The 21,830-nt window shown below is 59.3% G+C and carries 17 protein-coding genes; 7 read left to right on the top strand and 10 right to left on the bottom strand.

The features are described from left to right. The first annotated feature begins 196 nt into the window (after positions 1 to 196). The 4 genes from AC07OF_RS13385 to AC07OF_RS13370 all read left to right on the top strand — a co-directional run bounded on the left by AC07OF_RS13385 (position 197) and on the right by AC07OF_RS13370 (position 5,377). On the top strand, positions 197 to 2,134 hold the full coding sequence (locus AC07OF_RS13385; RefSeq protein WP_495072969.1) for a flavin monoamine oxidase family protein: 1,938 nt from the start codon (positions 197 to 199) through the stop codon (positions 2,132 to 2,134). 149 nt (positions 2,135 to 2,283) lie between these two features. Continuing rightward, positions 2,284 to 3,180 carry a nitrilase family protein gene (locus AC07OF_RS13380; RefSeq protein ID WP_495072968.1) on the top strand — a complete coding sequence of 299 codons (897 nt, stop codon included), beginning with the start codon at positions 2,284 to 2,286 and terminating at the stop codon, positions 3,178 to 3,180. Positions 3,181 to 3,191: 11 nt separating this feature from the next. Continuing rightward, positions 3,192 to 4,388 carry a hypothetical protein gene (locus AC07OF_RS13375; protein ID WP_495072967.1) on the top strand — a complete coding sequence of 399 codons (1,197 nt, stop codon included), beginning with the start codon at positions 3,192 to 3,194 and terminating at the stop codon, positions 4,386 to 4,388. After that, positions 4,385 to 5,377, top strand: a complete 993-nt coding sequence (locus AC07OF_RS13370; protein WP_495072966.1) for an asparaginase — start codon at positions 4,385 to 4,387, stop codon at positions 5,375 to 5,377. The genes AC07OF_RS13375 and AC07OF_RS13370 overlap by 4 nt, the downstream gene beginning before the upstream one ends. 59 nt (positions 5,378 to 5,436) lie before the next feature. Here AC07OF_RS13370 and AC07OF_RS13365 read toward each other — a convergent pair whose 3' ends face one another. The 10 genes from AC07OF_RS13365 to AC07OF_RS13320 all read right to left on the bottom strand — a co-directional run bounded on the left by AC07OF_RS13365 (position 5,437) and on the right by AC07OF_RS13320 (position 18,164). Beyond that, a complete protein-coding gene (locus AC07OF_RS13365) occupies positions 5,437 to 5,733 on the bottom strand; it encodes a hypothetical protein (RefSeq protein ID WP_495072965.1) in 297 nt (98 codons plus the stop codon). Positions 5,734 to 5,831: 98 nt separating this feature from the next. Continuing rightward, complete coding sequence (locus tag AC07OF_RS13360; protein ID WP_495072964.1) at positions 5,832 to 7,586, bottom strand: SulP family inorganic anion transporter; 1,755 nt, start codon at positions 7,584 to 7,586, stop codon at positions 5,832 to 5,834. A gap of 125 nt (positions 7,587 to 7,711) precedes the next feature. After that, positions 7,712 to 8,209 (bottom strand): RES family NAD+ phosphorylase, encoded by a 498-nt coding sequence (locus AC07OF_RS13355; RefSeq protein WP_495072963.1) that lies wholly within the window; start codon positions 8,207 to 8,209, stop codon positions 7,712 to 7,714. Then, entirely contained in the window at positions 8,209 to 8,685 is a 477-nt protein-coding gene (locus tag AC07OF_RS13350) for an Xre family toxin-antitoxin system antitoxin (RefSeq protein WP_232478236.1), read from the bottom strand. Before AC07OF_RS13350 ends, AC07OF_RS13355 begins: the two co-directional genes overlap by 1 nt. Positions 8,686 to 8,790: 105 nt before the next feature. After that, positions 8,791 to 11,001, bottom strand: a complete 2,211-nt coding sequence (locus tag AC07OF_RS13345) for an EAL domain-containing protein (protein ID WP_495072972.1) — start codon at positions 10,999 to 11,001, stop codon at positions 8,791 to 8,793. 165 nt (positions 11,002 to 11,166) lie between these two features. After that, a complete protein-coding gene (locus AC07OF_RS13340; RefSeq protein WP_157191466.1) occupies positions 11,167 to 11,478 on the bottom strand; it encodes a hypothetical protein in 312 nt (103 codons plus the stop codon). A 176-nt stretch (positions 11,479 to 11,654) separates the two neighbouring features. Continuing rightward, the gene (locus AC07OF_RS13335; protein WP_495072962.1) at positions 11,655 to 12,014 is read right to left on the bottom strand and encodes a BRO-N domain-containing protein; all 360 of its coding nucleotides are present in this window, start codon (positions 12,012 to 12,014) and stop codon (positions 11,655 to 11,657) included. A gap of 42 nt (positions 12,015 to 12,056) precedes the next feature. After that, positions 12,057 to 13,466 (bottom strand): DUF1254 domain-containing protein, encoded by a 1,410-nt coding sequence (locus AC07OF_RS13330; protein WP_495072961.1) that lies wholly within the window; start codon positions 13,464 to 13,466, stop codon positions 12,057 to 12,059. A 327-nt stretch (positions 13,467 to 13,793) separates the two neighbouring features. Continuing rightward, the gene (locus tag AC07OF_RS13325; protein WP_045187463.1) at positions 13,794 to 15,041 is read right to left on the bottom strand and encodes a ribonucleotide-diphosphate reductase subunit beta; all 1,248 of its coding nucleotides are present in this window, start codon (positions 15,039 to 15,041) and stop codon (positions 13,794 to 13,796) included. Between the two features lie 240 nt (positions 15,042 to 15,281). After that, positions 15,282 to 18,164, bottom strand: coding sequence for a ribonucleoside-diphosphate reductase subunit alpha (locus AC07OF_RS13320; protein ID WP_191832836.1), 2,883 nt, complete (start codon positions 18,162 to 18,164; stop codon positions 15,282 to 15,284). A 781-nt stretch (positions 18,165 to 18,945) separates the two neighbouring features. On the opposite strand from AC07OF_RS13320, the gene AC07OF_RS13315 reads away from it, so the two are divergent. From AC07OF_RS13315 to fhuF, 3 genes are read left to right on the top strand one after another with little or no spacing between them, the layout of a single operon-like run. Next, entirely contained in the window at positions 18,946 to 19,671 is a 726-nt protein-coding gene (locus tag AC07OF_RS13315) for a response regulator (protein WP_342624553.1), read from the top strand. Beyond that, complete coding sequence (locus tag AC07OF_RS13310) at positions 19,668 to 21,281, top strand: ATP-binding protein (protein WP_157191470.1); 1,614 nt, start codon at positions 19,668 to 19,670, stop codon at positions 21,279 to 21,281. Before AC07OF_RS13315 ends, AC07OF_RS13310 begins: the two co-directional genes overlap by 4 nt. Next, a complete protein-coding gene (gene fhuF, locus AC07OF_RS13305; RefSeq protein ID WP_157191471.1) occupies positions 21,278 to 21,826 on the top strand; it encodes a siderophore-iron reductase FhuF in 549 nt (182 codons plus the stop codon). The genes AC07OF_RS13310 and fhuF overlap by 4 nt, the downstream gene beginning before the upstream one ends. Positions 21,827 to 21,830 lie beyond the last annotated feature (4 nt).

Raw genomic sequence — 21,830 nt, 5'->3', positions numbered from 1 at the left:
TCGCCGATGGTAGTGTGGGGTTTCCCCATGTGAGAGTAGGTCATCGTCAAGATTAAATTCCGAAACCCCTATCTGCGTATGCAGGTAGGGGTTTTGTCTTTTCCGGCCTACCCATCTCCCACTAACTATGTAATGCCTCCAGGCATCTGCTTGTCGCCAAGCTCGACTCTCCAACTTCTCCTGGAGATTTCGAACCATGACCATCGGCTCTACTTACAATCATCCCGCCAATGTAGCGGCCAACCTGGCACCCCCGTCAGGCAAATGGACCGCCCGTTTCCCCAACCCTCCCGACCTGTGTTTTGACTACCGCAAGCTGCTTGAACAAACAGGTGGCATTGCCCAGGCGAGAATCACGGATCACCGTATTTGCATTGTCGGCGCTGGTGTCACCGGTCTGACGGCTGCACGTGAGTTGCTACGCTGTGGCTTCACTCAAATCACCTTGATTGAACAATCTCAGCGTATTGGTGGGCGCCATCTGACCGTGGTGGACAAATCCCTTCCATTGGCGGCGCCTTCGACGCCTTTTGAAATGGGGGCTATGCGTATGCCGTTCTTCAACCGAACAGGTGAAGCGCCCAAGGACGGTCGTTCGTTGATGGCTTATTACGCCGGGCTTTTCGACCTGCATATTTCTGACTTCCCTAACCCAGGTACTCCCAGGGTGACTTCAACCGGGGTCTACTTACAGGAAGGGGAGCTGCAGGGGCACGGCGAGCCGACATTGCTGGTATGGACCAACCCTGATGGCATTACTCCACCCCCGACGGCGGCACTGCAGCAGGTCTATGACAAATGGCACCACTTCGCTGCACGGATGACTGAACAGATTGCGGCAATCTATGGTTCCGAAGGTTGGGAGGCTTTATGGGCTGCAATCGTAGAGCACTATCAAGCGTTGTCGTTTCGCGATCTGGTCACTCTTCCAGCGATCACCAACTGGGATAAAAAACGGCCCGGTGATTTTGGCGGTCTTGGCATGAACCCAGAGGAGTCAGCAATTTTCTATGCCATTGGTATTGGCGATGGAAGTTGGGGCGCATTTTACGATGTGTGCTGCCTATACCCATTGCGCACTGCCATCTTCGGTTTCAGCAGCCACTTACAACTGGTTCATGGTCGGGTGGACGATCAGGGGAATCCACTCGAAGCACCTTACCAGGCGGCGGAGGCTGTCTATGACAGCAAAGGCTTGAAATTCGCTGCGCCTACCTACCTTGGCTTGGCAGCGTTGGATGAGTGCCTGCTTTTCATGGGGATCGATGGCACTGGAAAGTCACTCTACAGTCACTGTCTCGACCGTCAGAATGGGTTGCTCACCGATAGTCCGGTTACTGGCTTGAGCAAACTGCCTGATGGAAAGATCCGTGTTCAGTACCAGTGGAATGCCAGTAATCCCCACTCAACAACCACCTTGAGTGAGGATTTTGATTCTGTGATCGTTACATTGCCGTCCTGGTTGCTCGAAACCAACGTTCGTCTGGAGCATTTCACTCCGGCGATGCTGCCGGCCAAGATCACCAATGCCTACAAGACTGCTCACTGGGAGACCAGCTGTAAGGTCTATGCGCCTTTGAAAAAGAGCTTTTTGAGTAAGCATCAACGCATACCGCAAATTCTTGTTACCGACAGTTTCGTACACGATGTGTATACCTACCGGTACAACGACAGCTACGCCTATGACTGCATTCTGCTCAGTTACACCTGGGAGGACGATGCAACCAAACTGGCTTCTTTCGACGATGAGCAACTGGTCAAAAAATGCGTCAATGAGCTGGATCGGATCCTGCTGCGCTGCAGTAATATCCAGCAGCCGATTTCCCCCTACATAGACACCTACAACGCCCGCGTTCAGCGCTGGATCACCGACAAGAATGCACTGGGTTGCGCCAAGCTCTACCGAGCAGGTACTTACTACGATGCTATCAGCCTGATGAAATACAACCGGGACTTCAGTGAGCGCTCAGGCCTTTACCTGGCTGGCGAGTCGTTTTCGGTCGACGCTGGCTGGACGGAGCCGTGTTTCAGAACTGCTGTGGACGCAGTGATTAACATCTGTCAGAAGACACAAGCCGTGTTCAATGGAGATTTCTCCATGAGTGACTATCCGCATTACCAAATGAAGGCCTGAAATTGCGGCGAAAAGGGCAGACTGTATGATTGCCCTTTCCGCTGCTTAGGAGCTTTCCCGCGTTTGCTACAGAGTTGCCTGACTGTCTTATCTAACAGGGTGTCCGTTTAACTGGCGTCCCTCCAATAACGATAAGAAGGCCGCCATCCATGACTGCAAACACTGCCCCTGTGAGCCCCGTCCGCGTCGCCGTTATCCAGTTCGACCCGCAAGTAGGTGTTGAACATTGCGACAACAATTTATGCCGAGGCCTGCAACTCGCCGAACAAGCGGTCCGCAAAGGGGCCAATCTGATAGTCCTGCCAGAGCTGGCCAACACCGGCTACACCTTCAGTACCCGTGCCGAAGCCTATGCTCATGCCGAAACCCTGGAAGGTGGTCCAAGCGTTAACACCTGGGCGGCATTTGCGCGTGAACATCAGGTCTATCTGGTTGCCGGCTTTGCCGAGCGCGACGGTTTGAAGCTTTACGACAGTGCCGTGTTGTTCGGCCCCGAGGGCTTGCTTGGCCACTACCGCAAAGCTCACCTGTGGAACCAGGAAAAGCTCTGGTTTACTCCTGGCGACCTGGGCTTTCCGGTATTCGAAACCCCGATAGGGCGCATCGGCCTGTTGATCTGTTGGGATATCTGGTTCCCGGAGGTGCCGCGTTTGTTGGCCCAGCAAGGCGCGGATATCATCTGCAGCCTGAACAATTGGGTGTGGACCCCACCACCGCTGTTCGATACCAGCGGCCGGTGCATGGCGTCCTACCTGACCATGACTGCTGCCCACGTCAACAACGTCCATATCGCCGCCGCCAATCGCATCGGCAGCGAGCGGGGCGGGCGCTTCCTTGGTTGTTCGCTGATTGCCGGAACCAATGGCTGGCCAATTGGCGAAGTGGCAGGTGCCGAGAACGAATGCATTCTCTACGCCGATCTTGACCTCACCAGCGCGCGCAGCGCACCGATCTGGAACAGCCTCAATGATTTGCCGCGTGACCGGCGCACGGACCTTTACGGCTCGATGCTTGGCTATGACCTGCATCCAGCGTTACCGCGCTGAAGGAGGCACGCATGGACAACTCACTCGAACACCCTCGTAACAGTTTCATCCCCTTGTTACTGATGTGCTTGGCGATTTCAGTGACTACCAGTGTGCTCATCGAATTGCTCAGTGGTCGCGCCGAGACCTGGCTCGGTCTCTGGCCGGATTATGCGCACATGGTCGCTAATCTACAGGAGCCGTTGGCGCGGCTGCGCTGGATTGCCGGTGATATCAGTGAAGTGGCTTTTTACAAGCATGAGTTACCCGCGCTGGGGTTACTGGCAGGTGCGGCGTTGGCCCATTGGGCCAACCGCAATGGTATGTCCTGGCAGGGCTTTGCCATTTGCTACGGCACGGGGTTGTGGCCGTGGCTGGTGATCAGCTCGTTGCTGGGCTTGCTGTTCAGCCATGCGCTGTGGGGCTGGACGCTGAGCAGCGGAACCTGGCAGCCAACCTTCGTTGCCTTTGTCTCGTTACCGGCGGCGATGGTGCTGTTGTTTGGCGCAGGCTGGAAGGTCGCCATCAACAGCGCGCTGCTGGGGGCGCTGCTGGTGACCCCAGCCAGCCTGCTACTGGTCAACTACCTCTGTTATCCGCTGGAACTGCCGGTGGTGATCGGCAATGTTGGCGGCATGGCAATCGCCAGTGTGCTGGCGTTCATCCTGTGTCGACACTTTCCGCAGTTGGTCCGTTCTACACCTGCGGCCAAAGCACCGCAGGTTGTACCAGCAGCGAAAGCCGAGACTGACTACGGGGTGGTCTGGACGTTGCGGCGGGTGCTGGCAGACTTCAGTGAGGCGCCATTCTTTGGCAATGAACTGGCCAGCCTGGGCCTGATTCTGGGCGCGCTGTTAGCCTATTGGATTTCTCCGGGCGGTCCGGCCTATGGTTCGCATCTGCTCTTGGAGATGCTTGCAGGGCAAGCGTTGACCTCTTTCATCGGCGTGCTGTTCTGGCGCAATCAGTGGCGGCGTCTGGGCTGGTATCCCACCTACATTCCAATCGTTTCCGTGGTGCCTGCCGCCGTCCTCATGCTGGGCGGCAGTTGGCAGGTCATCGTCCTCAGCGCCACCCTGGGCGCGTTGATGGCGCCGCCCCTTGCCCATGCCATCAGTCAGCGACTGCCGAGCCATATGCATGGGTACATCGGCAATGTCCTGTCCATGGCCATCTGTACCTTGGCCATCATTCCCTTTGTCCGCCTGGTCACTGGAGTCACACCATGAGCGAAGTCTTGCAGCTCCCGCTGATTGCGATTGGCGCCTTGGGTGGAACCGTTAGCATGCAGGTCAATGCACCCGGCGAGGGAGTGACACCGAGTTTGAGTAGCGAAGCCCTGCTGGCAAGCCTGCCGCAGTTAGAAGACCTTGCCCGTATAACAGCCCAAACCTTGCATCTTTTACCTAGTGCATCGTTAACCTTCATTCAATTGATTGATGTCCTGCAGTGGGCCAAGGCCCAGGCGGAGCAAGGTGTGCAGGGTATCGTGCTGACCCAGGGAACCGACACGCTTGAAGAGGTGGCCTACTTTCTCGACCTGCTCTGGCCGTACCAGACACCGTTGATTCTCACCGGAGCCATGCGTTCGCCCAACCAGGCCGGCGCCGACGGCCCGGCGAACCTCCTGGCTGCGGTTCAGGTTGCGTTGGCAGATGAGAGCCAGGGACGGGGCGCGTTAGTGGTGATCAATGACCAGATTCATGCTGCTGAACATGTACGTAAAGCCGATAGCCTGGCAATGGCAGCCTTCAGTTCTACGCATTTCGGGCCGGAAGGTTTGCTGGTAGAAGGGCGGGTGCGCTATTTGAAAGCGCCGAAGCCGCGTTGCTCACTGCCTGTGCCGAAGCGTCTGGATCATCGCGTAGCCTTGCTCGAAGCCAGCCTTGCGGCGGATACCTTGCTATTGGAAGAAGTGGCAGGATTGGGCTACGAAGGTCTGGTCATCGCCGGCTTTGGTGCCGGGCACGTCTCGCAGGAATGGGCGCGCTGCGTAGGCCAAATCAGTCACTGGATGCCGGTCATCATTGCGTCTCGTACGGGCGCCGGCGCTACAGCGCTGCGCTCATATGGGTTTATCGGTGGCGAGATGGACTTGCAACGCAAGGGGGCGCTGATGGCGGGGTTTCTCTGTCCACGCAAATGCCGGGTGCTGTTATGGGTGTTGATCGGTTGTGGCATGGAGGGCGAGCTGGGTCGTTGGCTGGCGGCGCGATAAAGCGCGAGCAACAACCGGGATGAATCACGCGGGAGCCTTGCCCAGGCTCCCGCGCAGGTTTACACGAAAGCCTGTGGCGCTACACCGCGAGGCAAACGGCAGCGATCGGGCAGGGCGGCCAGGCGTACACGCCAGTTGGCCTTGAAGCAGAACGGTGCTGCCTTCACCTGGCTGGCCTGACGTTGCTTGCGCAGTTCTGCCAACGATGGAGTGGCCTTCTTGACCGGGGTGGCATCAGCCTTGTCCAGCGAGCGCTGGCACGACTTGCAATCGACCTTGTCGGCTTCAGAAGTGCTGCTGAGGTTATTGCCATTGCGACCGCAAGCGACTGCGTCGCTGCTGATTGAGTAGTGCATTACCAAAACTGTACATCTCCACACATATGAACAAAAGCGCGGGTATTTTCGCATAGGTTGGCACCGGATGCGGCGCTAACCTGCATTCTTGCTCGCCGCTAAGGTGTCCAGTCGACACCGTGTTCCTCCAGATAGGCATCCACGGCAGCGCCAACCGTTGGCTGGAAAATATCACGGCCAATGTGGTCCAGCACTTCCAGACGCTTAAGCTTGTCCTTCACCGGGTCTTTCATTTCGGCAAAGCGTAGCTCGATGTTAGCCGCACGCAGAGTCTGTTCAAGCTCCACCAGCATGTCCGCCGAGGTCACGTCCACACTGGTAACCGGCTCTGCAGCCACCACAACCCGGCGCACCTCGGTTGTCGACCTGGCGATGGCCTCCAGCACACACTTCTGGAAAAGCTCGGCATTGGCGAAGAACAGCGGTGCATCCCAGCGGAACAGCACCAGGCCGGGTACCAGACGAGCACTGGGATAGCGGGAGATATCGTGATAACCGCGCACCCCGTCCACGCGACCAAGCACCGTGTAATGTGGACGCCAGCCATCCCAGAGAAACTCGATCACGGCGATAACAACCGCCAGACCGATACCAGGGACCGCACCGAGCACCACCACCCCGACAAAGCAGGTAATCGACAGCCAGCATTCCCAGCGCTGGATACGGTAGATCCGTTTCAGGTCCTTGATCTCGAACAGGCCAATGGCGGCCGCGATCACCACGGCGGCAAGCGCGCTGTTGGGCAGGTGCTGTAACAGCTTGGGCGCGAACAGCAGCAACGATGCTACCCCTAACGCAGCGACCACGCCGGTGAGCTGCGTGCGCGACCCGGCCGCCTCGGCGACGGGTGTGCGAGAAGAGCTGCTACTGACCGGAAAACCCTGGAACAGGCCCGTCGCCAGATTGGCGACCCCCAGACCGACCATTTCCTGGTTCGGGTCGACAGGGCTACGGGTCTTGGCCGCATAGGTGCGCGACAGCACGCTGGTATCGGCGAAGGACACCAGCGCAGCAGCGAAGCCACCAATCAGCACCGTGATCAGGTCTTCGGCCCGTAGCCAGGGCACCACGAAGCCGGGAAGCCCTTGCGGCATAGGGCCCAGCACCTTGACCCCATGACTGACGTCGAGGCCAAGACTGCCCACCACCAGGGTCGCTGCGACCACACCAATGAGGATGCCTGGCACGCGCTTGAAGCGCTCGAGCACCAGGATCAGGGCCAGGGTTCCGGCGCCGATGATGAATCCGGCCCAATTGGCTTGCCCTGCCAGCAGTGCCTGACCGACGTTCAGCACTTCACGCAGGGGGCCGCTGCTCTCTACCGAGATATCGAACAGCTTCGGCGTCTGGCTGATCAGTACCGTGAAGGCGATACCGTTCATGTAACCGTAGCGAATGGGTTTGGACAAAAGCTCGGTGATAAAGCCCAGACGCAGCAAGCCGGCACCAATACACACCAGCCCGCACACCAGGGCCATGGCGCTGGCCAGGGCAATGGCACGCATGGGGTCGCCGCCAGACAAGGGCAGCACCACGGCAAGAATGATTGCCGCCAGCGCCGAGTCGGGCCCGAGTACCAGAATGCGGCTGGGCCCGAACAAGGCGTAGACCAGCAGCGGTACGATGCTCGCGTACAGCCCGTATATACCCGGCACGCCCGAGGCTTCGGCATAGGCGATACCTACCGGTACCAGCATGGTGGTCAGCACCAGGCCTGCGAGCAGGTCTTTCGGCAGATCGCCCATTTGGTACGAGCGCAGCACCTGCAGCCCGGGCAACCAGCGTCGCCAGCTGCTTTGAGTAGTGGTGGGGCGCGCAAGAGTAGTGGGCGGGGTGGCTGGGCTTTCGTTCATGCAGGGCTTTCCGATAGCGTCGATAGGGCTCCTTGGCCGGAGCTTTTTAAGGATGGCTCACTATCGTGGTTACGCCGAAAAACTTGGCTGCTGCAGATCAACTGCAACCGAATCACCTGCCTCGCTTACTGCAGAGGGGGATTCAGCCGTCCATCCAGTGCGAACGGCTCCTGCAGGACAACCTCGTAGAGGCCGAAAGCCAGTTGTGGGTTCATCAACAGATTCCAGCTATAGGGCGACACACAGGAAGGAATCAGCACGAAGGGATGCTGTTCCAGCAGTTTCGCACCAAAGGCTTGCTGGCTGCGGCTGGGCGTTCCCGGCCTCAGCCAGTTCAGGTTGGGCACATCCTTTCGCTCGACTTTGTACACCCTGGAAGGGTCCATCACCCGTACCGCCGTCAGCGTGTGCGCAACACAGTCGAGAGTCTGAAAGCCTTTATGCACCGCCACTTCAAGAATCGCCGTAGCAGCATCAAGGCTGGCATAGACCACCTGAAACCCTCTGGGATTCCAGCGCCCGCCACACGCCTCTGCGCCAATGCCGCTGTTCCACGAAGGCGCGTGCCTGGAGTGATCGAGACGCCAGAAATGCAGGTCATGGGCCAGAGGGTCCGTCACCATCAGTAGACCCCGTAATCCAGCCGATTCAAAAAGTCGGTGACCAGCTCATAGCCAACCGGATTGGACAGCAGATCGATGGGCGACTCGCCGTCCAGCCCGAGTGCCGGCCGGGTCATCCACTCTTCGGCAAGCACGCGGGTGCCGAACACCTCCTGCGCTTTCTCCAGCACCTCTGCGTAGTACAGCGCCCTGGCACTTTGCTCAGGGCTCAGGGCTTCATCCTTGTTCTTCATCCGGCGGGCGAGGGTACGCTCCGACAGGCCGACGATCTTCGCCAGGACGTTGTGCCGCTTGAAGGTTTCGACCGACTCGACCAACTGAATGACAGAGCTGAGCGGAAAACCGCTCTGGGTGGCCTTGAACACCTCCATGCGGTTGTCGGTGTTTGTGTCGGGCAGCAGCAGGTCGACAATTGGCGCTTTGCCAGGCTTTTTCGGTGATTTCCTGGCGTCTGTGTTTTCCGCGGTAGCAGACATGGTCGGCGCTCCAATCTGGACAGATGGCATTAAGTGTAATGCCAATTGGCAGGGGCGTGAGAAAAGAAGAGTGGCACAAAAAAGGTCGCCTCGCGGCAGCCTCTTTCAATGCCCCTCGAAACAGTCCTCTCCACTGAGCAGCCGTGGCATTTGCTCGGCAGGTCGTGGCCGGCTAAACCAGTATCCCTGGGCGTAGTGGCAGCCTTCACTGAGCACAAAGTCGAGTTGTGCCGGGTTCTCGATGCCCTCGGCCACTACCTCCAGGCCAAGGTTACGGCCGAGGCCGATGATCGCTTGGCTGATCGCACTCTGTTTGTTGTCGTAAGGGATGCCGCCAATAAAACTTTTATCCAGCTTGAGGATGTGCAGCGGAAAGCGTGTGAGATATCCAAGGGAGGAGTAACCGGTGCCAAAATCGTCCAGCGCCAACAACACGCCAAGGCTGGCCAATTCGTTCAGACAGGCCAGTGTGTCCATATCATCATTCATTAGCTGGCTTTCAGTAATCTCCAGGATCAGGCTGGCTGGTGACAGGCCGCTTTCTTGCAGGATGTCGATTAACCGGAGGGAGAAGTCGACTTGCTGCAACTGGATGCTGGAGATGTTCACCGAACAGCGCAGACGGTCATGACCGGCCAGTTGCCAGGCGCGAGTCTGCTGGCAGGCCTGGCGCAACACCCATTCGCCGACGCGAATGATTTCCCCGGACTCCTCCAGCGCCGGGATGAACTCCAGCGGAGAGATCAAGCGGCCACCATGGCGCCACCGTAATAATGCTTCGACCCCCGACGCGAGAGGCGCCCCTTGGTCAAGACGATAGATCGGTTGATAGTACAACTCGAATTCACCGTGTTGCAGCGCCTGGCCAAGGGCGGACTCCAGTTCCAAATGATGCTGAGCGGTGTGTTGCAACGCTTCATGGTAGTGGGCGAATCGCGCCTTGCCGGCAGACTTGGCGCTGTAGAGTGCAAGGTCGGCGGCCTGCAAGACATCCAGCGCTTTGCCGTTATCGTGCAATGGAGCGATACCAATGCTCGCACTAACCACCAGGGTACGACCGTCCATGTGCAGCGGTTGATGCAGAGTGTCGAGAATGCGTTGGGATACTTGCTCGGCGTCACGGCCGCAGGTGAGATCATGAAGCAGTACGATGAATTCGTCCCCGCCGAAGCGGAATAGTTGATCACCAGGGCGCAGAGAACTTCTCAAGCGCTGCGCCACTTCCACCAGTACACGATCGCCAACGTTGTGGCCGAGGCTGTCGTTGATCAACTTGAAGCGATCGAGGTCGACGAACAGCAGCGCCTCCTGAGTACCTCCCTTGCGCTTTTCCACCAATGTTTTCTGCATTTGCTCGTCAAGGCGCATGCGGTTGGCCAGGCCGGTCAGCGGGTCATGGTGGGCGGCATGTTTGAGGCGCTGCTCGGCGTCTTTGCGCGCACTGATATCGGACTGTGAGCCCGTCATGCGTAGATGGCCCGGTGTCGTCATTTCGGCGACACCGCGCACAAGCACCCAAATATAGCCACCGTTGTTTTGTCGGATGCGGTACTCATGGTGTACCGACGATGTCAGGCCTCGTAAGTGGGCATTAATGGCCTCGCGAAAGTCCGGCAGATCGTCCGGATGCACGCGCCCGAACCAACTGGAACTGCTTTCGCCGATGCTATCGCGGCTGAGGCCGAGCATGCTCGCCCAGCGTTCCGAAACATACAGGCGGTCCTGATCGATGTGCCAATCCCAGATGCCGTCATTGGCCCCACGCAGAGCACGGGCGAAGCGCGCCTCGCTCTCTTCCAGCGCCTTGTACTGGGCCGCGCTGTAGGTGTCGATGGCCAAAGTCATGTCGAAGAACACTGCTTTCAACAGACTTGAGTAGAGTGAGGTGTTGGGGTTGTTGCCGAACACGCTGGCAAGCATGTCGTCGAGGTACAGCCGATAGGCGCCCAGATACCACTTCAACTCCAGGCCGACCTGTTGGTGGATCACTCCGATGCGCAGACGGCCGTTGACGTAGGCATCATCGTAGGGGCCACCCCACAAACACTGGTAATACTCGGCCTGGCTGTGCTTCAGTCTGGCGGTGACCTCTGGTGTGCGGAGTAGCGCGGACGGCGTGGGAAATTTGGCCAGGTGACAATACAAACGATCGACGAAAACCTGCTGAGCGGGGGCCATGTGCTGAGCCGCGGCGCTGAGCCGCTCGGCATCTTCGGCATTCCAGTCGAGAAAGCGGAAGCGCTCGGCAATCTCCTCATGGTCGAGACGGATACGCCTGAGCAATTCCGTCAGGTCTTTTGTCACCTTCACTCTCATCCCCCCCATGCTTGTACAGATGCCTTTTCGCTGACAAAAAAAAACGCCATGACAACCGGTTCTGGTCAAGAACTGGTGTCACGGCGCTTCGTCTTTCAGGCCCGTTGTCCTGCTCGGCAAAGCCGGTTCCCGCATTGAGCGGAACCTACTGATGGCATAATTACATCATTTCGGATTGTCTGGCAATGTGTCCAGCAATGCTGTTAGGTGCTGGCGTAGTTGTCCCAGTTCGCGGGATTTGAAGGCGTGGCGAGTCCGTTCCAGAACCTTGGTGGCCTCGACCAAAGCGGCCTGTACCCGCCAGGCCGGCCCCAACCGTGCCTCACCGTGCCAACGGCAAAAAGGCGCCGCACTGCAATCGTGCGGCATGCTCAGCACCTCGCAATCGGGTGCTGTGTGAGCCAACAGGGGGCGCAGTTGGTCGGCCAGTTCACGATCGTTGCAGATAATCCGGGGTGTCGAGTTGGATTCGAGCATCAAACTGTATCCTCACAAGGTTGGCACGCTGTTTACAACACAGTCCGTGGCGCCTCGTTGACTCAAATCAACGTCGAAGCTGAGCCCAAAAATTATCCACCTGGCGGAAGATCTGTCAGGCGCGATGTAACTGGCACACCGCGATCGCGGGGCAAGCCCGCTCCTACCGCCCGGCATCACAGCCTGAGCCAGCGTGCAGTCATTGTTTTCCAGGAGCAATGGGCTTTCGAAACGTATCTGCCCACCGACAATTCAGGCTCAAAAACCACCTGCGGCACATCCCTCAACCGAATCCACGGCTCTTGTTGCCACTGAAGCAGACTCAACGAATGCCCACCCCAATCCAGCTGACCAATCCGCGGTACATCCCGCTCTACCAGATCCTGCCTTTCCCGCAGCACCGCAATCACCTCATAGGTAAGCCATCGCCGCAGGCTGCGATTTTCGGGAATGTAATGATGAGCCAGCAGGGTGTAAGCGCCGGACTCACTGATCATCACCGTGTCGCGATACTCGCCGTAGCGCAGCAATGACAAGGTTCGTCGCTGGTCCGCATCGAGCTTGCGCCCATGGGCATGTCAGTTGGTCTTGTTGATCTGCGGAAGTGCCCACTTCCCGGACAGGATGTCGTTGGAAGGCTGGTACAGACGCAGGATCACGTAGAACTCGCCCTCGGGGGCGGGCAACCAGTTGGCGGCGTTTTCACCCTGTGGCTTGGTGTGGGAGATGGGAATGGTGATTGAACCGTCCTGGGCGACTTTCAAGCCTTTCGTATCGGGCCCGACTTTGTAGCGCCCCAGTTCGTTATCAACCAGCATCTTGTCACCGGCGTTGTACATCGTCAGTGACCAGAAGGCACCCACCGGCGGTGCCGAGTCCAGCTTCACGACATACTGATTCGCGCCACTAAGGGTCTGACCTGCGCTGTCGGTATAACGAATCGGGTACATCGCCTCGTGTTCGCCTTGTCCGCCAAGGTAGGGCCCGGCAACCATCGCGCGCAGCGGGTAGTTGAAACCGAAGCTGTCGAGGCCCGTCACCCAATTCCAGCCATTGCGTACGGTTGCCGTACTGGCAAACGAGGAAATCGCGACAGAAGGGGCAATCGCCAGACCTTCCGCCATTCCTTTGCGGGTCGCAGGGTCAAGTTTGCTCGGGTCGAAGCCCTTTTCCGTCAGGCCGATACGGGAGAACTGTCCAAACAAGGCCGCGTCAGCAGGTTTGACGGGATTGCTCTTCAGTGCGGCCGCCAGTTCGGTGAAGAACCCCAGCTCATCATCGCCAGTATCCGGCAACGGCGGCAGCGTTTGGCCCGTGTGGGGTTTGCCACTCAAAGAAGTGAGGGTGAACTTCTTCTGAAGCGCTAGGACCGGTGCCACATCCTCACCCTGTTTCAAGTGCAGGCGCCCCCACAGCCACACCTTGCTGGTTGAAACATCCAGGCGCTTGGCATCCTTGGGCAGTGCGCCCTTCCAGCCCGGCGGCACCAGGACATACTTGCCGGCCTTGGTTCCCGTCGTGCGTCGGCCGATGTAGTGCTCAAGCTCTTGCCACATGTTGAACACGTCCACTACATAGTAGCGGTCATGGGTATCGGGCACGGTCAAGACATAAGGCTCGGTCAGGTCGACGACCGCGCTCAAATAGTACGTATCGTTGTTGGCGGTCGGCATGTCCTTGGCTGCCGGGGACGCCAGCGAGGTGGCCCAACCGATCTGATTCAGAGCACCTCGATAACTGGTATCGGGCTTGGGGGATGGCACATTGGAGTATTCGCGGGCAACGCGCTCCATCCGCACCAACGGGTAACCCCAGTTATAAGCCGAGATGGCCAGACTGTAGCCATCGGCTTGCAACCCCTTCTGTACGACTTCCGGGGATGCAGGCGTCGAGAGAAGAAGATCGGTGGGTGCTGCCTGTGCGTACACGGCGTAAGCCATCGAAACACACAAGGGTACGACCATAAACACTGTCTTGCGCACACGCATCTTGAGATCACCCTGCCTTGAGAATGTCAGACAAGCGCCATAGGTTCTCCCTGTGGGGCTGGCCAATGAATGTCTGAAAGAACGCTAGGTGCTCAAAACAACATCGTCAAACAACGACCCGTATTCTTCCAAGAGGCGGATTGCTATAGAGGTCGACTTTTGCCCTTGGTCAACGGCTGCTAGGGGTCGATAACTGCCGATGGTAAGCATCATTTTTACCAGAAACGAATGAAGTGTCCCGCCCCCCCCCGAGGACCTGATCTTCAAACCCAACTCCCACAAAAAAGGCCGCCTTACGGCAGCCTTTCTTAGAACCCGAGCGGAAAATCAATCCCAGCTCAACGCCCCACCAGTCTGATACTCAATCACTCGCGTCTCAAAGAAGTTCTTCTCCTTCTTCAAGTCCATGATCTCGCTCATCCATGGGAACGGGTTGGTGGTCCCTGGGTACTCTTCCTTCAAACCGATCTGCGACAGGCGACGGTTGGCGATGAACTTGAGGTAGTCCTCCATCATCGCGGCGTTCATGCCCAGTACGCCGCGCGGCATGGTGTCGCGTGCGTATTCGATTTCCAGCTGGGTGCCCTGCAGGATCATCTGCGAGGCTTCTTCCTTCATTTCGGCATCCCACAGGTGCGGGTTTTCGATCTTGATCTGGTTGATCACGTCGATACCGAAGTTCAGGTGCATGGACTCGTCACGCAGGATGTACTGGAACTGCTCGGCAACGCCGGTCATCTTGTTGCGGCGACCCATCGACAGGATCTGGGTGAAGCCGCAGTAGAAGAAGATGCCTTCCAGAACGCAGTAGTAAGCGATCAGGTTGCGCAGCAGTTCTTTGTCGGTCTCGACGGTGCCGGTGTTGAACTCCGGGTCGGAGATCGCGCGGGTGTAGCTCAGGCCCCAGGCGGCTTTTTTCGCAACCGACGGGATCTCGTGGTACATGTTGAAGATCTCGCCTTCATCCATGCCCAGCGATTCGATGCAGTACTGGTAGGCGTGGGTGTGGATCGCCTCTTCGAACGCCTGGCGCAGGATGTACTGGCGGCATTCCGGGTTGGTGATCAGACGGTACACGGCCAGGGCCAGGTTGTTGGCAACCAGGGAGTCGGCGGTGGAGAAGAAGCCCAGGTTGCGCATGACGATGCGACGCTCGTCGTCGGTCAGGCCTTCCGGGTTTTTCCACAGGGCGATGTCCGCGGTCATGTTGACCTCTTGCGGCATCCAGTGGTTGGCGCAACCGTCCAGGTACTTCTGCCAGGCCCAGTCGTACTTGAACGGCACCAGCTGGTTGAGGTCGGCGCGGCAGTTGATCATGCGCTTTTCGTCAACGGCGACACGGGCAGCGGAACCTTCCAGCTCAGCCAGGCCTTCGGCGATGTCGAGTTGGTCCAGGGCAGCCTTGGCGCGCTTGACGGCTTCGGAGTCATCGGCAGTTACGGCACGCGCTTCCAGAGCAGCAACACCGCCGGCGTTGTCCAGCTTGTCGATGCCTGCGGCAGCGGCTTGAGTGGCGGTTGCGCCTTTGGCGGCTTCTTCGCCTTCGTCTTTATCGAATTCGTCCCAGCTCAGCATGGTGGGTCTCCTGCTTGAGGGCCATGTTCAGTATGGCCGGTGGATCTTGGTTGCGATGCTTGCGGTTAGGTACTGCTGTGCACGCAAAAACTTGGAATGCTTCCGGGAGCGGGGCTCCTCGGCAGGTCTTGGGCACAAGGACCCAGGGTCTATTTGTCTTGTTGCCAAGGGCAGGGCGGCGGGGCCGCCCATCGCTGGCAAGGCCAGCTCCCACAGGAGAGCTGGCCAGCCTTCAGCCTCTTATTGGCAGGCTTCGCAATCCGGCTCGTCGATGGCGCAAGCCTTCGGCACTGGCGCAGGGCCCGCTGCCTGGATCGGCGCGCTGTCGCCACCGCTGGAGACGGCGTTGAGTTTGCCGGTGTTGATGGTCGACTTCTCGGTGCTGGTCGCAGCCAGGGCACGGAGGTAGTAGGTGGTTTTCAGACCACGGTACCAGGCCATGCGGTAGGTCACGTCAAGCTTCTTGCCCGAAGCGCCGGCGATGTACAGGTTCAGCGACTGGGCCTGGTCGATCCACTTCTGACGGCGGCTGGCGGCGTCGACGATCCACTTGGTTTCCACTTCGAACGCGGTGGCGTACAGGTCTTTGAGTTCCTGCGGGATGCGCTCGATCTGCTGTACCGAACCGTCGTAGTACTTCAGGTCGTTGATCATGACCGGGTCCCACAGGCCACGGGCCTTGAGGTCGCGAACCAGGTACGGGTTGATCACGGTGAATTCGCCCGAGAGGTTCGATTTCACGTACAGGTTCTGGTAGGTCGGCTCGATCGACTGCGATACGCCAGTGATGTTGGCGATGGTCGCGGTCGGCGCGATGGCCATGATGTTCGAGTTACGAATACCTTTCTGTACGCGAGCACGTACTGGTGCCCAGTCCAGGGTTTCGTTCAGGTCGACATCGATGTACTTCTGGCCACGGGCTTCGATCAGGATCTGTTGCGAATCCAGCGGCAGGATGCCTTTGGACCACAGCGAACCCTGGAAGGTCTCGTAGGCGCCGCGCTCGTCAGCCAGGTCACAGGAGGCCTGGATGGCGAAGTAGCTGACCGCTTCCATCGACTTGTCGGCGAACTCGACGGCAGCGTCGGAGCCGTAAGGGATGTGCTGCAGGTACAGAGCGTCCTGGAAGCCCATGATGCCCAGACCGACCGGACGGTGCTTGAAGTTCGAGTTACGCGCTTGCGGCACCGAGTAGTAGTTGATGTCGATCACGTTGTCGAGCATGCGCACGGCGGTGTTCACGGTGCGTTGCAGCTTGGCGGTGTCCAGCTTGCCGTCGACGATGTGGTTCGGCAGGTTGATCGAGCCCAGGTTGCAGACCGCGATCTCGTCCTTGTTGGTGTTCAGGGTGATCTCGGTGCACAGGTTCGAGCTGTGGACCACGCCAACGTGCTGCTGCGGCGAACGCAGGTTGCACGGATCCTTGAAGGTCAGCCACGGGTGGCCGGTCTCGAACAGCATCGAGAGCATTTTGCGCCACAGGTCTTTGGCCTGGATGGTCTTGAACACCTTGATCTTGTTGTACTCGGTCAGGGCTTCGTAGTACTCGTAGCGCTCTTCGAAGGCCTTGCCGGTCAGGTCGTGCAGATCAGGTACTTCGTTCGGCGAGAACAGGGTCCACTTGCCGTCATCGAAGACGCGCTTCATGAACAGGTCAGGGATCCAGTTGGCGGTGTTCATGTCGTGGGTACGACGACGGTCATCACCGGTGTTCTTGCGCAGTTCGATGAATTCTTCGATGTCCAGGTGCCAGGTTTCCAGGTAGGCACAGACAGCGCCTTTGCGCTTGCCGCCCTGGTTGACCGCTACGGCGGTGTCGTTGACCACTTTCAGGAAAGGTACGACGCCCTGGGATTTACCGTTGGTGCCCTTGATGTAGGAGCCCAGTGCACGCACAGGGGTCCAGTCGTTGCCCAGGCCACCGGCGAATTTCGACAGCATGGCGTTGTCGTGGATCGCGTGGTAGATGCCCGACAGGTCGTCCGGCACGGTGGTCAGGTAGCAGCTCGACAGCTGTGGACGCAGGGTACCGGCGTTGAACAGGGTCGGGGTCGAAGCCATGTAGTCGAAGGACGACAGCAGGTTGTAGAACTCGATCGCACGGGCTTCTTTGTTTTTCTCTTCCAGCGCCAGGCCCATGGCCACACGCATGAAGAACACCTGAGGCAGCTCGAAGCGCACGCCATCCTTGTGGATGAAGTAGCGGTCGTAGAGGGTCTGCAGGCCCAGGTAGGTGAACTGCTGGTCACGCTCGTGGTTGATCGCCTTGCCCAGTTTTTCCAGGTCGAAGTCGGCCAGGGCAGGGTTCAGCAGTTCGAACTCGACGCCTTTGGCAACGTAGGCCGGCAGGGCCTTGGCGTACAGCTCGGCCATCTCGTGGTGAGTGGCGCTGTCGGCCACACCGAGGAAGCCCAGGCCTTCGGCACGCAGGGTGTCCATCAGCAGGCGGGCGGTGACGAACGAGTAGTTCGGCTCGCGCTCGACCAGGGTACGGGCGGTCATTACCAGAGCGGTGTTGACGTCTTTGATGGCGACGCCGTCATAGAGGTTCTTCAGGGTTTCGCGCTGGATCAGGTCGCCATCGACTTCGGCCAGGCCTTCGCAGGCCTCGGTGATGATGGTGTTCAGGCGGTTCATGTCCAGTGGCGCGAAGCTGCCGTCGGCCAGAGTGATGCGGATGCTCGGGTGCGGCTGTACGTTGGCGTCTTCGGCGTGAACGCGGGTAGCACGCTCTTTGGCGCGCTGGTCACGGTAGATCACGTAGTCGCGGGCAACTTTCTGCTCGCCGGCACGCATCAGGGCCAGTTCGACCTGGTCCTGGATTTCTTCGATGTGGATGGTGCCGCCCGATGGCATGCGACGCTTGAAGGTCGCGGTAACCTGTTCGGTCAGACGGGCAACGGTGTCATGGATACGCGACGAGGCAGCGGCGGTGCCGCCTTCAACTGCGAGGAACGCCTTGGTGATGGCCACGGTGATCTTGTCGTCGGTGTAGGCGACGACAGTGCCATTGCGCTTGATCACACGCAGTTGGCCTGGGGCGGTAGCAGCCAGATCCTGGTTCGAATCAGCGGCCTGCGGCGCCTTGGCCTGCGGGTTCTCGCGAGTTGTGTCGGTTTGCATGGGTGTCTCCACGTTCTCTATGTTTGTTTAGGCGCCTTGTGGGCACCCGCCGTTCCGTCCGAAAGCCCAACAACCGACGCTGATGACACGCGGGAACGCGACGCTCCGGCATGCCGAACAGGTCGGGCATACTCACTTCGGGACAGATCAGGAAAATAAGGGGCAATTTCTTGCCGCTCCCTGGCCGAAGTCAAAGGTTCTGAATCCACGACTCAAAACTGTTGCTGTACGGTGTGCCTATGGCTTGCAACACCCGTACCCGAAACAACACCCTCCGAGGGTTTGCAACGGACGCCTCCGCAGGAGCGGTTTGGCTGCTGAATGTTTCTAAAGTTCAAGCAAAAAAGCACTGAATCAGGGCTTGAGTTTCTTGCTCGACTTGTGCTTGGGAATCTGTTCAAAACCCAAGATGTAGTGTTTTGTTTCGATAGGGATACAAGATAATGCGGTCTTGGGGGTATTGCAAGGTGGTGGTCTGTGGATAACTTGTGAGTAGTTTGTGAGTGATTTTGGCTAACGCCTTGTAGGCCGTGTCTTAGCGCCAGATGACCGTCCGTCACCCTTTTTTTCACTGACTGCGGTTATCCCGGCGGATATTTTCGGGCGCGCACCCTACCACAATTCCGATAGCCTTCCGAGCAATCCGCCCCGTGGTTTTTTGCCGCTCGTGGTGACGGTTGGCAGGCGTCGGTGCCCGACGTAGTATCCGGGGCCGATGTTGCCTTTTGGTGAAGCCGTTGCCAGGGCACTCTTTAATAACAACAAGCCGTCGAGGTGAGCCGTGGAGCAGCAGCGCAGTCAGGTGTTGATCGTCGAGGATGACCAGCGTTTGGCCGATCTGACCCGAGAGTACCTGCAGGCCAACGGTTTTGACGTCGAGGTCGAAGGTGACGGAGCCAAGGCGGCGGCGCGGATCATTGCCGAGCAACCGGACCTGGTAGTTCTCGATTTGATGTTGCCCGGCGAAGACGGCTTTAGTATCTGCCGCAAGGTTCGCCAGCAATTTACCGGCCCGATCCTCATGCTCACCGCCCGCAGCGATGACCTGGACCAGGTTCAGGGCCTGGACATGGGCGCGGATGACTATGTGTGCAAACCGGTGCGCCCACGCCTGCTGCTGGCGCGTATCAATGCCTTGCTGCGGCGCAGTGAGCCGGCTGCTGAAAATGAGCCTGCGCAGTGCCTGCAGTTCGGGCCTCTACGGGTGGACAACAGCCTGCGCGAAGCCTGGCTGCGCGATGAAGGTATCGAGCTGACCAGTGCTGAGTTCGACCTGCTCTGGCTGTTGGTCAGTAACGCCGGACGCATCCTGTCCCGTGAGGAGATCTTCACCTCGTTGCGCGGCGTGGGCTATGACGGCCAGGACCGCTCCATTGATGTGCGTATTTCCAGAATTCGCCCGCGAATCGGCGACGACCCCGAGCACCCGCGGATGATCAAGACCATCCGCAGCAAAGGCTACCTGTTCGTGCGCGAGGCGGCCGAGGCCATGGGCCAGGTGCGATGAACTCGATTTTCCTGCGGATCTATGGCGGCATGCTCGCCGCGCTGGTGCTGGTGGCTGTGCTCGGGGTGCTCAGTGTGCACCTGCTCAACGAGGTGCGTGCCGGCCAGTACCGCGAGCGCCTGGCCCACGGCACGTTCACCCTGATGGCCGACAACCTGGTACCGCTGGGCGAGGTCGAACGCAAGCGCACCCTGCTGATCTGGGAGCGCTTGCTGGGTATACCGCTGAAGCTGCAGACCCTGGCGCAGGCCGGTATCGACGGTGGTCAGCGCAGTCAGTTGCAGCGTGGCCAGGTGCTGGTGGAGAAGACCGGCCCGCATGCGGCCAAGGTCATGCGCCAGGTCGGTACCGAGAATCTGCTGCTGACCGGTGAGGTCGAGCAGATCAGCGAGCAACTGGCGCGGGCAACCATTTACCTGCTGGCCGATGAGCTGGTGCGCTACCCGATTGGCGAGCAGCCGCGGCGCCTGGCCGAGATCAAGCAAAGCAAGGGATTCGGTTTCGACCTGAGCCTGCGGCGTCTGGAACAGACCGACATGGACGTGGACCAGCGCCGCCGTGTCGATGAAGGCGACACGGTGATGACCCTGGGCAAGGATGGTGACTCGATCCGCGTCGTTGCCGGGATGGTCGGCACCCCCTGGGCGCTGGAGATCGGCCCGCTGTACCAGATGAATCCCTACCCGCCACAACTGCTGGCACTGATTGCCGTGCTCGGTTTGTGCCTGATTGGCCTGATCGTCTATTTATTGGTGCGTCAGCTGGAGCGGCGTCTGTCCGATCTCGAAACCGCCGCTACGCGTATTGCCCAAGGCAGCCTGGAAACCCGCGTGGCCGCCGATGATGCCGACTCGGTCGGGCGCCTGGCCGCGGCCTTCAATGGTATGGCTGAACACCTGCAGCGCTCGCTGACCATCCAGCGCGAGCTGGTACGCGCGGTTTCCCACGAATTGCGTACACCGGTGGCGCGTCTGCGCTTCGGTCTGGAAATGATCGCCAGTGCGCGCGACGACCAGGCCCGGGACAAGTATTTGAGTGGCATGGACGGCGATATCCAGGAGCTGGACAAGCTGGTTGACGAGATGCTCACTTACGCCCGCCTTGAGCAGGGCGCTCCGGCCTTGCATTTTCAGCGCGTCGACCTGGATGCCCTGCTGGATCAGGTAATCGCCGAGCTGGCGCCGCTGCGCAGTGACGTCAGGGTCGTGCGCGGACCGTGCCAGGGCCCAGAGGAAGCGGAAGGGCAGGGGGCCTGGGTGGAAGCCGAGCCGCGTTACCTGCACCGGGCGTTACAGAACCTGGTGAGCAATGCCATGCGCCATGCCGAGTCGCAGGTCAGCCTCAGTTACCAGCTCGGGTCGCAGCGTTGCCGGATCGATGTCGAAGACGACGGCCCGGGCGTGCCGGAAAGTGTCTGGGACCGGATTTTCACCCCCTTCACCCGCCTCGATGACAGCCGTACCCGCGCTTCCGGCGGGCATGGCCTGGGCTTGTCGATTGTGCGTCGGATCATCTATTGGCACAAAGGCCGGGCGTCGGTCGGGCACAGCGAGCGCCTGGGTGGTGCGCGCTTCAGTCTGAGCTGGCCGCGTCAGCAGGACGCGGCATGAGTGCCTGGTTGCCTCTGGACCAGCTGTTGCAACCGGCTCGCTTCGAATCCTTGCTGCTAGACCTGTATGGCCCCGAGTTGATGCCGGCGCAGCGTGCGGTGCTGGTGTCGCAGTGGTCCAAGTACTACTTCGCGGTGCTCTGGCAGTCGCTGCTTGGCGGTAACGTGCTGCCAGTTTTCGACGCCACCGAGGTGAGCCTGGACAGCCGTGGCCTGCCGCTCGCCGTGGGAGCACAGGGGGCGTGTTGTGAAGGGCTTGAAGCAGCGCTGGAGCATCACCTGCAACCCATGGTGTTGCGTCTGGCGGCGCTGGGCGCAGTAGCGCCCGCGGTGCTCTGGGGCAATGCCGGGGACTGCCTGGATCAAGCACTGCAACGCAGCGAGGGTGATGGCCACGGTTTAGGCTGTTTGCTCACCTCGGCTGACAGCCCGCTGTTTGCCGCCGTCAGTGTGGATGCTGCGGGCAGACGGCGTCGCCGCACCTGCTGCCTGAGTTACAAAGTGGACTGGGTCGGGCACTGCGAGCACTGTCCGTTGCTGGCTTGAAGCG

The organism is Pseudomonas sp. GW821-FHT10B02 (assembly GCF_059415665.1).
Note: the sequence above shows the minus strand (reverse complement) of the source record. Positions and strands in the feature narration are given on the sequence as shown.